Raw genomic sequence first — 11,817 nt, 5'->3', positions numbered from 1 at the left:
GGGGCGATCACGTCCGCCGTGCCCGGAGCAGGTGCCTTCACCATGCTCTGTCCTTTCTCCTCTCTACGGGGTTTCGCGCTGTGCAGCGCGCCGCCCCTGATGGCGTGACCGGCCGGGTGCCGACTGCCGCAGAGCCGTCAGACGGCCACGCCCAGCAGGGCGTCCACGGCTCGTGAGACCAGGCCGGGCGCGCCGGTGTCGGTGCCGCCCTGCTCCTGCTGGAGCGCCACCCAGCGGTCGACCGCGGCGAGCGCGGCCGGGGCGTTCAGGTCGTCGGCGAGGGCGTCGCGGATCTCCTCGACCAGCGCGTCGGCGGACGGCCCGTCGGGCCGGGAGACGGCGGAGCGCCAGCGGCCGAGCCGGGCCACGGCGTCCCGCAGGACCTGGTCGGTCCATTCCCAGTCGGAGCGGTAGTGGTGGGCGAGGAGCGCCAGCCTGATGGCTGCGGGGTCCACGCCGTCGCGCCGCAGCTGTGAGACGAAGACCAGGTTCCCCTTGGACTTGGACATCTTCTCGCCGTCCAGCGCGACCATGCCGGCGTGGACGAAGGCCTTGGCCATGGGGAACTCGCCGGTGAGCACCTGGGCGTGCGAGGCGCCCATCTCGTGGTGCGGGAAGGCAAGGTCGGAGCCGCCGCCCTGGACGTCGAAGCCCATGCCGAGGTGGTCGAGGGCGATGGCGACGCACTCGATGTGCCAGCCGGGCCGGCCGCGGCCGAGCAAGCCGCCCTCCCAGCTGGGCTCGCCCTCACGGGCGGCCATCCACAGGATCGGGTCGAGCGGGTTCTTCTTGCCGGGGCGGTCGGGGTCGCCGCCGCGCTCGGCGGACAGCAGCCGCATCGCGGCGGCGTCCAGCCGGGAGACTTGGCCGAAGTGCGGGTCGGACTCGACGGAGAAGTAGACGTCACCGTCGAGTTCGTAGGCCGCGCCCAGTTCTCGCAGCCGTTCGACCAGCGGGACGATGCCGGGTATCGCCTCCACGGCGCCGATGTAGTGCTTCGGCGGCAGCATCCGCAGGGCGGTCATGTCCTCGCGGAACAGGGCCGTCTCCTGCTCGGCCAGCTTCACCCAGTCGACGTCGTCACGCTGCGCCCGCTCCAGCAGCGGGTCGTCGACGTCGGTGACGTTCTGGACGTAGTGAACCTGCCGCTTGGTGTCGAGCCACACGCGCTGCACGAGGTCGAACGCGTTGTAGGTCGCCGCGTGACCCATGTGGGTCGCGTCGTACGGCGTGATGCCGCAGACATAGATACGGGCGACGGGACCGGGCTGGAGGGTGACCAGACCCCCGGTCGCTGTGTCGTGGATCCTCAGGTCGCGGCCCTGACCTGGCAGGGCGGGGACCTCGGAAGCGGGCCAGGCATGCATGTCATGAGCGTAACCGGACCGTGGTCCCGTCTACGAACCGGACCGCTCCGGATGACCGGTAAGGCGCTCTTGCGGGATCCCGGCGCGTGTGCTGGGCCACGCGCCGGGGACCCTACACCGGTGGCCAGGGGATGGCCGGCCAGTCGCCGTTCGGTCCGGGGTGGGTGCCGGAGGCGAGGAGGGCCTCCACGCGCGCACGGGTGGCGTCGATCTCGGCCGGGGTGACCAGGTCGGCCAGCCGCAGGGCGAGACGGCCGCCGTCGCCCAGGGCGTCCTTGAGGCCCTTGAGCACGCCGAGGGCCTCCGCGGGCAGGGGCTCGCCCGCCCAGCCCCACAGCAGGGTGCGCAGCTTGTTCTCGACGTTGAAGGTGACGCCGTGGTCGATGCCGTACAACCACCCCTGCGCGGTGGGCAGCAGGTGGCCGCCCTTGCGGTCGGCGTTGTTGATCACCGCGTCGAGCACCGCCAGCCGGCGCAGCCGCTCGTCGTCGGCGTGCACGAGCAGCGCCGTGCGGCCCTCGCCGACCTCGGCGAGGCCGATCGCCTTCCAGCCGGGTCCGGGTTCCTCGGCGTCGACCAGCGCGAGCAGCCCGGCGTCGCCGTCGCCCTCACCGTCGCCGTCGGCGGCCGTCTCGATCCACAGCTGGACCATGCCCTCGCCGTACGGGCCGTCGCGCAGCACGGTGGGCGGGACCAGACCCCAGCCGGTCGCCTCGGAGACCTCGTAGGCCGCCACCTCGCGGCCGGCCAGGGTGCCGTCGGGGAAGTCCCACAGCGGGCGTTCCCCGGCGACCGGCTTGTACACGCAGGACGCCTCACGGCCGTCGTGGGCGATCGTGCAGAACAGCGCCGCGTTCGAGGCATCGCGGATGCGGCCGCGCACGGTGAGCTCGCCGTGGGAGAGCAGCTCGACGGAGGCCGCGTGGGTCGCGGGCGTCACGCTCCGCGGCGGTATCCGTTCTGGCGCGGACATACGTGTCCTTCCGGGTCCAGGGGCAGGCTGCACAGCGGGCACGGCGGCCGCCCGGCGTTGACGACGTCGAGGGCGCGTTTGGCGAAGGCTCTCGCCTGGGCGCCGGTGAGGCGGACCCGCAGCATCGGCGGGCCGTTCTCCTCGTCCTGGAGCAGCCGCTCCTCGGCCTCCGCGAGGTCCTCCTCGGACTCGGCGTCGAGCTCAACGAGGGCCTGCGCCTCGACGATCATGCGCTGCTCCTCGCCGTCCCAGGCGAGGGCCATGGTGCCGACGCGGAACTCCTCCTCGATGGGGGTGTCCAGCGGAGCGGAGTCGCTGATCTCGGTGGGCGCCACCGCGGGGACGGCGGCGTTGCCCCCGCTGCGGCGCACGACCTCGTCGAGCAGTTCGTCCATGCGCTCGGCGAGCGCGGCGACCTGGGTCTTCTCCAGGGCCACACTGGTCACCCGGGAGCCGGCGGTGGCCTGGAGGAAGAACGTACGGCGCCCGGGCAGTCCGACCGTGCCGGCCACGAAACGGTCCGGGGGGTCGTAGAGGAACACCTGACGGGACACGTCCTGTCTCCATGGGAATCGTGGGAATCGCGGAATCTGGGAATCGCCGGAATCAGGGAAGGCGATCGGGAAACGACGGAAAGGCACTGACGGGGGCGAGGAGGGTGAAGGTGACCGTCGCTGCGGGAGCGGGCGGACGTTTCGGGGTCGAATGGCCGACGGGGACCGCTTCACCCTACTGCGGCCGACGATCACGGTGCGCCCGCGCCGCCTCCGACCGGTGCGTCGTCACCGGGCGGCTGCTCGCGTGGCACCAGGGACCCGAAGTCACCGGTGTCGCCGAGCCGTACGAGGAAGGGCCGCAGCCGGGTGTAACGGATCGCGGTGACCGAACACGGTTCGACGGAGATCCGCTGGAAGAGGTCGAGGTGCAGACCGAGCGCGTCCGCGACGAGGGACTTGATGATGTCACCGTGGGAGCACATCAGGAATACCGCGTCGGCGCCGTGGTCGCGCTCCACGCGCTCGTTCCACTCGCGCACGGCCTCGGCGGCGCGGGTCTGCATCGCGCGCAGGGACTCGCCGCCGGGGAAGGCCGCCGCCGAGGGGTGCGCCTGCACCACCTCCATCAGCGGCTCGTCCTTGAGCTCGCTGAGCTTGCGTCCGGACCAGTCGCCGTAGTGGCACTCCCCGATCCGCTCGTCGGTGTGCACGGTCAGGCCGGGCCGGGCGTCCAGGAGCGGCTGTACGGTTTCCTGGCAGCGTTGCAGCGGACTGGTGACGACCTCGGCGATCGGCAGCCCGTCGAGCCGGGCGGGCAGTGCGGCGGCCTGCTCGGCGCCGCGTTCGTCGAGGGCGACGCCGGGCGTCCAGCCGGCGAGCAGGCCCGCGGTGTTGGCGGTGGAACGTCCGTGCCTGACAAGGATCAGCGTGGGCATGCCGCCAGAGTAGGCGTACGCGCGGCTCCGGCGTCGGCCGGACGAAAGGAGAACACACTCCGTGATCGTCGACTGTGGCATCTACCGTGACGGGCAGCGCACCGAGGGCCCGCGGGACTTTTCCGACGCCCTGGACGAGGCGCGGACGGCCGGGGGCTTTGTGTGGATGGGCCTGCACGAGCCGGGCGCGGAGGAGTTCGACCTGGTCAGCGCGGAGTTCGGACTGCATCCGCTGGCGGTGGAGGACGCGCTGAAGGCCCATCAGCGTCCCAAGATGGAGATCTACGACGACTCGCTGTTCGTGGTGCTGAAACCGGTGGTGTACGAGCCGCGCAGCGACGCCGTCTCGACCGGCGAGATCATGATCTTCCTCGGTGACGCGTTCGTGGTGACGGTCCGCCACGGTGACGATGTCGGGCTGAGCGCCGTACGGCGCCGCCTGGAGCGGGAGCCGGAGTTGCTCGGCAAGGGCCCGACGGCGGTGCTGTACGCGATAGCCGACTCGGTCGTCGACCACTACCTGGACGTGGCGACCGAGTTGCAGACCGACCTGGAGGAGCTGGAGGCGGAGGTCTTCTCCCCCGACCGGGGCAGCTCCCGGCACACCGCGTCCGGGATCTACAACTTCAAGCGCCAGATCACCGAGTTCCGGCGGGCCACGGGCCCACTGGCGCTGCCGATGTCCCGGCTCGGCGTCACGGGCCAGAGCGCCTTCGCCACGGCCGTCCCGTTCGTCGACGACAAGGCGCGGCCGTTCTTCCGGGACGTCAGCGACCACCTCACCCGCGTCAACGAGTCCGTGGAGAGCCTGGACCGGCTGGTCTCGGACATCCTGTCGGCGCATCTGGCGCAGACCAGCGTCCAGCAGAACGACGACATGCGGAAGATCTCCGCGTGGGCGGCCATGGCCGCGATTCCCACCATGATCGCCGGAATCTACGGCATGAACTTCGAGCACATGCCCGAACTGCACTGGATCTGGGCGTATCCGGCGGTGATCGCCGTGATGGCGGTCCTGGAGGTGCTGCTGTACCAGATGTTCAAGCGGCGGGGCTGGCTGTGACGGCGGGGACTGCCGTGACAGCAGGGATGTGTGTGACGGCGGGACCGCTGTGACGGCGGGGCAGGACGGAACCGTGGCGGCCGTGTTCAGGCGTACTCGGGCGCCGGGGTGCGGGGACCGCCGAGGGCGTCGCGCCGCTCGGGCATCGTGAGGGCGACCATGCGGTGCCAGCCGGCGAGGCGTTCGTGGACGTACATCGCGTGGATGCCGGCCGCCAGAAGGGCGGAACGCGTCCGTGACCAGCCGAGGATGCGGCCCATGTGGGCCATGACCGCCAGGCTCACGTCGCGGTGGACGCGGATCTCGGCGAGCGCGCAGGTGCGCAGGGTCCGCTGAATGGTGCGGCCGTGTCCGGCGGCGGCGAGGCGGAGCAGCTCCTCGTGGCAGTAGGCGAGGTGGTTGTCCTCGTCGCTCGCGATCACCTTCACGGCGCGGCCCAGTTCGGGATGGTCGCCGAAGTGCCGGCGCAGCAGGTCCATCTGTTCGGAGGCGCGCTGCTCGGTGACCCGGCTGTGCGCGAGGTAGACGATGACGTCGGTGTCGGTGAGCGGCCGGTCGGACCTCAGCCGGTCGTGCGCGAGGCCGATGCCCCGCCGTTCCAGGAGCATGGTGTAGTCGGTCTCGGGGGGCACCGCGACAGGGTCCAGGCCGCGTCTTCGCAGCAGGGCCCGGAAGATCCGGCCGTGTTTGTCCTCGTCCGCACCGTGGCGTGCGATCTTGGGGCCGAGTGCGCGGGCACTCTCCGGTACCAGCGCGGCGATCCGCCCGTTCTCCCAGCCGCCCTGCGCCTCTCCGCCGGCCGCGATCGAGCAGAACAGACGGAACGACTCGTCGTGCTCGAGGATCTCCCGGAACAGACCCTTGGGTGAGAGCATCGTGGGCCACCTCCCTGCCGGACCGCCGCACCGTCTGCAAAGGACGAGTCACGCCGAGTCAAGTGGGGGTGCGGGGGTGCCGCAACAGGTACGGGGGGCGGGCTGCGCCGAACGGGGCAGCGGCACTCGGGGCGGTCGCCCACTGCTGTTGCGACGGCAGGCCCCCCGGGAGCGTAACCGCACGGCCCCGAGCGCGTTGTTCTCGGTGACGGCCGTGGCGGGGAAGACCCCCGAGCCCCCACCACGGCCGCGGAAAGCCCACGGACCCGCCCCTGGACGTTCCGCTGGTCCGCCACTACGCCAGCCCCGCGCGCTCCAGGGCCTCGGTGCCGGCACGGAGCGCGGCGATCCGCTCCTCCAGGGTGAAGCCCGCGGGGGCCAGGGTGAGAGTGGTGACGCCCGCCGCCGCGTAGGCCTGCATCCGGTCCGCGATCCGGTCGACGGAGCCGAGCAGCGTGGTCTGGTCGATGAGCTGATGCGGGACGGCGGCCGCGGCGCCCTCCTTGTCACCGGCCAGGTACTTGTCCTGGATCTCGGCGGCCTCCTTCTCATAGCCCATGCGCTGGGCGAGCTGGTTGTAGAAGTTCTGCTTGCGGCTGCCCATGCCGCCCACGTAGAGCGCGGTGTAGGGGCGGAACGTGTCGGCGAGGCGGGCCACGTCCTTGTCCTCGCCGAGGGCGAGCGGCAGGGTCGGGCAGACGTCGAAGCCGTCCATGGTCTGCCCGGCCTTCTCCCGGCCGGCGCGCAGGTGCTTCAGGGCCGTCTCCTCGAGGTGGTCGGAGGAGGGGAAGATGAGCAGCGCGCCGTCGGCGATCTCGCCCGTCTGCTGAAGGTTCTTGGGGCCGATCGCGGCGATGTAGAGCGGGATGTGCTCACGCTGCGGGTGCACGGTCAGCTTGATCGGCTTGCCGGGGCCGCCGGGCAGCGGCAGCGTCCAGTGCTCGCCCTCGTAGGTCAGCCGCTCCCGGCTCATGGCCCTGCGGACGATCTCCACGTACTCGCGGGTGCGGGCGAGCGGCTTGTCGAACCTGACGCCGTACCAGCCCTCGGAGACCTGCGGGCCCGAAACGCCCAGGCCGAGACGGAACCGGCCGCCGGAGAGCGAGTCGAGCGTGGCGGCGGTCATCGCGGTCATCGCGGGCTGCCGGGCGGGGATCTGGAAGATGGCCGAGCCGACGTCGATGCGCTCGGTCTGCGCCGCGACCCAGGAGAGCACGGTGGCCGCGTCCGAACCGTAGGCCTCGGCCGCCCAGCACACGGCGTAGCCGAGCCGGTCCGCCTCCCGGGCGACGGCCAGATTGTCCGCGTCCATCCCGGCACCCCAGTACCCGAGGTTGATCCCGAGCCGCATACCGATCCCCTTACTCGCGAGTAACGTGTCCTGTGCGCCAGACACTAGCGCGTGGCCGTCGGCCGCGGCAGACCGCGACGCGGGTGTGACCGGCGCCTCGCCGGCGCGGGCGCGGGGGAAAAGCGGGTTGTCCACAGGCAACCCAAGCGCCAGTCGTGGCCAGTAATCTCGGCGTTCATGGAGCAGAGGCATCTCGGCCGTACGGGCCTGCGCGTGTCCCGCATCGGCCTCGGCACCCTGACCTGGGGCCGGGACACCGACGAGCACGACGCCGCGGACATGCTGAAGGCGTTCTGGGAGGCCGGCGGCACCCTCGTCGACACGGCCGACGTGTACGGCGACGGCGAGGCCGAGTACCTGCTCGGGCGGCTCATGGAGGGCCTGGTGCCCCGCCATGACCTGGTGATCTCGACGAAGGCGGGCAGTGTCCCGGACCCGGACCGCCGCTTCGACGGCTCCCGCGGCCATCTGCTGGCGGCCCTGGACGCCTCGCTCGCCCGGCTCGGCACCGAATACGTCGATGTCTGGCACGTGCACGCCTACGACCCGTGCACCCCGCTGGAGGAGACCCTCCAGGCCCTGGACCTGGCCGTCAGCAGCGGCCGGGTGCGCTACGCCGGGGTCTCCAACTTCTGCGGCTGGCAGCTGGCGAAGGCGGCGACCTGGCAGCTGGCCGCGCCGGGCACCCGTACCCGGCTGGCCAGCACCCAGATGGAGTACTCGCTGCTCCAGCGCGGAGTCGAGCGCGAGGTGCTGCCGGCCGCGCTCGACCTGGGTGTCGGACTGCTCCCCTCCTCCCCGCTGGGCCGTGGTGTACTCACCGGCAAGTACCGCAACGGGACCCCGGCGGACTCCCGGGGCGCCTCCGAGCACCTCGCGCCGTTCGTGGAGCCGTACCTGGACGACACCGCGAGCCGCATCGTGGACGCGGTGACCACGGCGGCGGACGGGCTGGCGGTGACTCCGCTCCAGGTGGCCCTCGCCTGGGTCCGGGACCGGCCCGGCGTGACCGCCCCGATCATCGGCGCGCGCACCACGCAGCAGCTCACGGCGGCATTGTCAGTGGAGGCGCTTAGTCTTCCTGACGAGATCTGCCGGGCGCTCGACGACGTGTCTGCGCCCGTGCACCGCTATCCCGATCACGACTGGAGCACGCTGTGAGCACGGAGCCGGAGACCACGGAGGGCACCGAGCCGGGGACCCCGGACGCCGCGTCGCAGGACGCCGCCCCGGACGACGGCCCGGCGGCGCAGGACGCCGGCCCGGCGGCCGAGGAGACCGACGCGGCGGCGGGTGACACCGAACCGTCGGCGGAGGTTCCGGACGCCGGCACCGACGGCGACGCCGGCGCCGACGAGGGCGCCGCCGGGAAGTCCGAGGCCGAGGCCGAACTCGCCGCCCAGCGGATCGAGCGGGAGCGGATCGAGCGCCGGAAGGCGGAGAAGAAGGGGCCGATCGCGAGCGGGAGCAAGCTCAGCGGCACGGCGGCCGATCTGCTCGCGGCGGTGCGGGCCGTGGAGAGCGGCGCGAAACCCGCCGCCACCCTCGCGACGCCCGAACCGGAACCGGTACGCCGCCGACCCGCCCCCGAACCGGAGCGGCGCCCCGGGCCGGTGTCGGCCGAGGCGGCGGCCACCGCGCCCACCGCGCCCACAGCCCCCGCGCCGCGGACCGTCCAGGCCGTGCGCCAGGTCCTGAGCGAGGGCGGCGCCCCGGAGGCACTGGCCCTCCCGGCGGCCGCGGCCCTCGGCGAGGGCGCCGAGGAGCGGCTGCGCGCCGACCCCTGGCAGTTGCTGCGGGTCACAGGCGTACGGCCGGAGCAGGCCGACGGCTTCGCACGGGCTGTGCTCGGCGCGGACAGCGGCCCCGACGACGAGCGACGCGGCCGGGCGTTCACCGTCTGGCTGCTGGAGCAGGCGGCCCTCGCCGGGCATACGGCCCTGGAGGCACAGGCCCTCACCGCCGCCCTGGCCCGGCGCGGGGTGCCCGACCCGGACGCGGCCCTCCAGGGCGCGGTCGCCGAGGGCGATGCCCTGGTGTTCCAGGACGCCCTCGACGAGCCGGACGCTCCCGCCGGCCGGGAGGGTGACGAGGACGAGTCGGAGGAGTCGGAGCGCCCGGTGCGGGTCCTCGTCGGCCTGGAGCGGTACGCGCTCGCCGAGGAGAGCCTCGCCGACGGGCTGGCCCGGCTGGTCAACTCGGTGCCGAAGGAGGACGGCGCGGGGGAGGACTGGGAGCGGGCCGCCGCCTCCGCCCGGGGTTCCGCCGCCGAGCTGATCCGCGCGGTCGCCGCGCACGGCCTGGTGCTGCACACCGGCGGCGAGGCGTCCCGCATCGAGCCGGCCCGCCTGCTGGACACGGCGCACCGTCTCGGGCTGCGTGCCTGGGCCGCCACCCACGGTCCGGTCGGCCGCGACGGCTTCGCGCAACTGCTTCGCCCGCGGACCGGGCGGACCGAAGGGCCCGCTCAGACCGGCGGAGGCGCGGAAGGCGGCAGGACCGGCGGGAGCGACGGGACCCCGGAGAGCTCCGGGACCGGGGACGGCGCCGGGACGGCCCGGGAGCGTGGCCCCGTGCCTGCCGACGGCCCCGCCGTCGTCACCGTGGCCGGGCTGCTGTCCGGTGCCGAGGGGCCCGGCCGGGACGCCGACGGCGCGGTCGACCTGGACCTGCTCGTCGTGCTCGACGCCCCGCAGCTGGACGTGGAGACGGCGGCGCTGCTCGTGGAGTCGCTGCCGGACGGGGCGCGGCTGGTGCTGGCCGGGGACCCGGCGGTGCTGTGGTCCGTGGGTCCCGGGCGGGTCTTCGCGGATCTGCTGGCGGCCCGGGTGTGTCCGCACGTCGCCTCGCGGGTGCCCGACCCCGGACCGCTGGGCGAGCTGGTCTCCGGCATCGGCGTCGGCGAGCTGAACCAGGTGGAGGCGCCGGGCAAGGAGGTCGTGATCGTGCCGGTGCGGGACGCCGGCGAGGCCGTGCACCGGACCGTACAGCTCGTCGCCGACTCGGTGCCGCGGGCGATCGGCGTACCGCCCGAGCAGACCGTGGTCATCACCCCCGGGCACGGCGGTGCGGCGGGCACCCGAGCGCTGAACACCGCGCTCAAGGAACGCCTCAATCCGGGACCCGGCCGTTTCGGCGGGTTCGACCCGGGCGACCGGATCGTCTACTCCCCCGTCCCCGGCCGTGTGCTGCCCGGGCAGGTGGTCGGAGCCGACGCCGAGGGCCTGCGTCTGTCGTGCTCCGGCGCCTCCGTGGTGGTGCCGAAGGAGCGCGTGGAGGGCCGGCTGCGGCACGGGTGGGCGCTGACCGCCCACCAGGCCCTGGGCGGCCGGTGGCCCGCCGTGGTCGTGGTGCTGCCCGGCGACGCGGCGAAGGCGCTCAGCCGGCCGTGGGTCTACACGGCGTTCGGCCGGGCGAGCCGACATCTGTCCGTGGTGCACGGCGTGGAGCAGGCGCTCCCGCGCGCCGTGGCCGAGGTGCCGGCCGCACCCCGCACGACCAGGCTGCCCGTCCTGCTGGGCACGCAGACGCACGCGCAGGCGCCCACGGGGGACTGAGACGAGGCAGCGCCCGGGCGTTGGTCACGGAACTCGCCTTCCGCGACCACCCCCCGGGCTCGACGCCGCCCTCCTCAGCGCTCGCGCGCCTCCAGCGGCTCCAGTTCCTCGTCGTCCAGGTCGTCGTCCTCGTCGAGTTCGGTGTCGAGGTCGTCGTAGTCCTCGTCCTCGTCGTCCTCGTCGTCCTCGACGTCGTCACCCTCGTCCGGTACGTCCTCGTCCAGGCCGTCCTCGTCCAGTTCGCCGTCGTCCTGTTCGTCGTCGAAGACCGCACTGACGTCGAAGCGGCAGACCACTCGCTGCGGATCGACGTGCTCGAAGGGTGCCTCGAGCCATTCGCCCGGCTCGGCGGGCTCGTCCGAGGCCGTGACCCACAGGGTGGAGTCGCCCTCCTCCAGGCCGAACTCCTTGTGCCGGGAGGCGATCTCGTCCGGCTCGAACTCACCGAACAGGGTGCCGAGCGCCCCGTGCACCGTGCCGGAGCCGCCCTCGCCGATGCCCGCGCCGGTCTCGGCCTCCGCAGCCTCCACACGCTGGGCCTGGGACAGCAGCCGCTGCGGCTCGACCACGGCGTAGTCGCGGCGGATCAGCACGCTGACCGCGTTCGGCTCCTCGGGCCCCGTGTACGGCGGCAGCGTGTCGTCACCGGGGATCTCGAAAGGTGTGACCTCGTCGTAGCGGTCGTAGAGCAGCTCGTCGTACGCCTCTGCGGCCGCGGCCAGCTGGTTGAACGCCTCGTAGACGGCCGGGTCGTCCTCCCCCGACCTGCGTTCGACCGCGGCGAGATGGCGGTCGAGCGCGGTCTTGACCGCCTCGGCGGCGGCGCGTACCTCGGCAGCGGTGGGCTGCGCAGCATCAGACATAGTGCAGACGCTATCCGTACCGGGCCCCAGGCCGCACAATAGATGCGATGCCGGAATACGAATTTGTCGACGTGTACGTACCTCGCGGGGTTTCCCGCAAGGAGACGACGCGTCTGCTGACGGACCACGCCGAGTACGGACACTGGGAGTTGTACCGCCTGAGCCTGCTGCGCGACGGCAGCCGCAGGGTGCGGTTGCGCCGGAGGATCATCCGCCAGGTGCGCGCCACGTGGTGAGCTGAGCAGGACCGGACGACCACAGCGGGCTCCGCGTGTGCGGAGCCCGCTGTGTCATGTACGCGCATGACGTGGCCGCCCGGGCGCGTCCGGACACCCG

11 protein-coding genes are annotated in these 11,817 nt (G+C 72.9%); 4 read left to right on the top strand and 7 right to left on the bottom strand.

Translation table 11 applies throughout. The features are described from left to right. Window positions 1-137: 137 nt before the first annotated feature. The 4 genes from mshC to ACWDUZ_RS25580 all read right to left on the bottom strand — a co-directional run bounded on the left by mshC (window position 138) and on the right by ACWDUZ_RS25580 (window position 3,772). Entirely contained in the window at window positions 138-1,367 is a 1,230-nt protein-coding gene (mshC, locus tag ACWDUZ_RS25595) for a cysteine--1-D-myo-inosityl 2-amino-2-deoxy-alpha-D-glucopyranoside ligase (RefSeq protein WP_451634143.1), read from the bottom strand. A gap of 112 nt (window positions 1,368-1,479) precedes the next feature. Next, complete coding sequence (locus tag ACWDUZ_RS25590; protein ID WP_451634142.1) at window positions 1,480-2,340, bottom strand: SCO1664 family protein; 861 nt, start codon at window positions 2,338-2,340, stop codon at window positions 1,480-1,482. Beyond that, window positions 2,304-2,894 carry a DUF3090 domain-containing protein gene (locus ACWDUZ_RS25585; RefSeq protein WP_451634141.1) on the bottom strand — a complete coding sequence of 197 codons (591 nt, stop codon included), beginning with the start codon at window positions 2,892-2,894 and terminating at the stop codon, window positions 2,304-2,306. Before ACWDUZ_RS25585 ends, ACWDUZ_RS25590 begins: the two co-directional genes overlap by 37 nt. A 191-nt stretch (window positions 2,895-3,085) precedes the next feature. After that, the gene (locus tag ACWDUZ_RS25580; RefSeq protein ID WP_451634140.1) at window positions 3,086-3,772 is read right to left on the bottom strand and encodes a histidine phosphatase family protein; all 687 of its coding nucleotides are present in this window, start codon (window positions 3,770-3,772) and stop codon (window positions 3,086-3,088) included. 61 nt (window positions 3,773-3,833) lie between these two features. Here ACWDUZ_RS25580 and corA point away from each other — a divergent pair, with 61 nt between their 5' ends. Beyond that, the gene (corA, locus tag ACWDUZ_RS25575) at window positions 3,834-4,835 is read left to right on the top strand and encodes a magnesium/cobalt transporter CorA (RefSeq protein WP_451634139.1); all 1,002 of its coding nucleotides are present in this window, start codon (window positions 3,834-3,836) and stop codon (window positions 4,833-4,835) included. A gap of 86 nt (window positions 4,836-4,921) precedes the next feature. Here corA and ACWDUZ_RS25570 read toward each other — a convergent pair whose 3' ends face one another. Together ACWDUZ_RS25570 and ACWDUZ_RS25565 are read right to left on the bottom strand one after the other, a co-directional pair. After that, window positions 4,922-5,710 (bottom strand): ferritin-like domain-containing protein, encoded by a 789-nt coding sequence (locus ACWDUZ_RS25570; RefSeq protein WP_451634138.1) that lies wholly within the window; start codon window positions 5,708-5,710, stop codon window positions 4,922-4,924. 295 nt (window positions 5,711-6,005) lie between these two features. Beyond that, the gene (locus ACWDUZ_RS25565; protein WP_451634137.1) at window positions 6,006-7,061 is read right to left on the bottom strand and encodes an LLM class F420-dependent oxidoreductase; all 1,056 of its coding nucleotides are present in this window, start codon (window positions 7,059-7,061) and stop codon (window positions 6,006-6,008) included. A gap of 177 nt (window positions 7,062-7,238) precedes the next feature. Here ACWDUZ_RS25565 and ACWDUZ_RS25560 point away from each other — a divergent pair, with 177 nt between their 5' ends. Both ACWDUZ_RS25560 and ACWDUZ_RS25555 read left to right on the top strand, forming a co-directional pair. Then, window positions 7,239-8,222 (top strand): aldo/keto reductase, encoded by a 984-nt coding sequence (locus ACWDUZ_RS25560; protein WP_451634136.1) that lies wholly within the window; start codon window positions 7,239-7,241, stop codon window positions 8,220-8,222. Then, window positions 8,219-10,618 carry a helix-hairpin-helix domain-containing protein gene (locus tag ACWDUZ_RS25555; protein WP_451634135.1) on the top strand — a complete coding sequence of 800 codons (2,400 nt, stop codon included), beginning with the start codon at window positions 8,219-8,221 and terminating at the stop codon, window positions 10,616-10,618. The genes ACWDUZ_RS25560 and ACWDUZ_RS25555 overlap by 4 nt, the downstream gene beginning before the upstream one ends. Window positions 10,619-10,692: 74 nt before the next feature. Here the strand turns inward: ACWDUZ_RS25555 and ACWDUZ_RS25550 are convergent, their stop codons facing one another. Then, a complete protein-coding gene (locus ACWDUZ_RS25550) occupies window positions 10,693-11,481 on the bottom strand; it encodes a hypothetical protein (protein WP_451634134.1) in 789 nt (262 codons plus the stop codon). A gap of 47 nt (window positions 11,482-11,528) precedes the next feature. On the opposite strand from ACWDUZ_RS25550, the gene ACWDUZ_RS25545 reads away from it, so the two are divergent. Continuing rightward, window positions 11,529-11,717, top strand: coding sequence for a DUF5703 family protein (locus ACWDUZ_RS25545; protein WP_027758838.1), 189 nt, complete (start codon window positions 11,529-11,531; stop codon window positions 11,715-11,717). Window positions 11,718-11,817: the final 100 nt, after the last annotated feature.

The sequence above is a fragment of the Streptomyces sp. NPDC003393 genome, from assembly GCF_053589015.1.
This window is presented reverse-complemented; position numbering and strand designations above follow the sequence as displayed.

Excerpts from the sequence above, each read along its gene's own strand:
- ACWDUZ_RS25565 (WP_451634137.1), bottom strand. The coding sequence starts at position 7,061 with ATGCGGCTCGGGATCAACCTCGGGTACTGGGGTGCCGGGATGGACGCG.
- ACWDUZ_RS25580 (WP_451634140.1), bottom strand. The coding sequence starts at position 3,772 with ATGCCCACGCTGATCCTTGTCAGGCACGGACGTTCCACCGCCAACACC.
- ACWDUZ_RS25560 (WP_451634136.1), top strand. The coding sequence starts at position 7,239 with ATGGAGCAGAGGCATCTCGGCCGTACGGGCCTGCGCGTGTCCCGCATC.
- ACWDUZ_RS25550 (WP_451634134.1), bottom strand. The coding sequence starts at position 11,481 with ATGTCTGATGCTGCGCAGCCCACCGCTGCCGAGGTACGCGCCGCCGCC.
- mshC (WP_451634143.1), bottom strand. The coding sequence starts at position 1,367 with ATGCATGCCTGGCCCGCTTCCGAGGTCCCCGCCCTGCCAGGTCAGGGC.
- ACWDUZ_RS25590 (WP_451634142.1), bottom strand. The coding sequence starts at position 2,340 with ATGTCCGCGCCAGAACGGATACCGCCGCGGAGCGTGACGCCCGCGACC.
- ACWDUZ_RS25545 (WP_027758838.1), top strand. The coding sequence starts at position 11,529 with ATGCCGGAATACGAATTTGTCGACGTGTACGTACCTCGCGGGGTTTCC.
- ACWDUZ_RS25570 (WP_451634138.1), bottom strand. The coding sequence starts at position 5,710 with ATGCTCTCACCCAAGGGTCTGTTCCGGGAGATCCTCGAGCACGACGAG.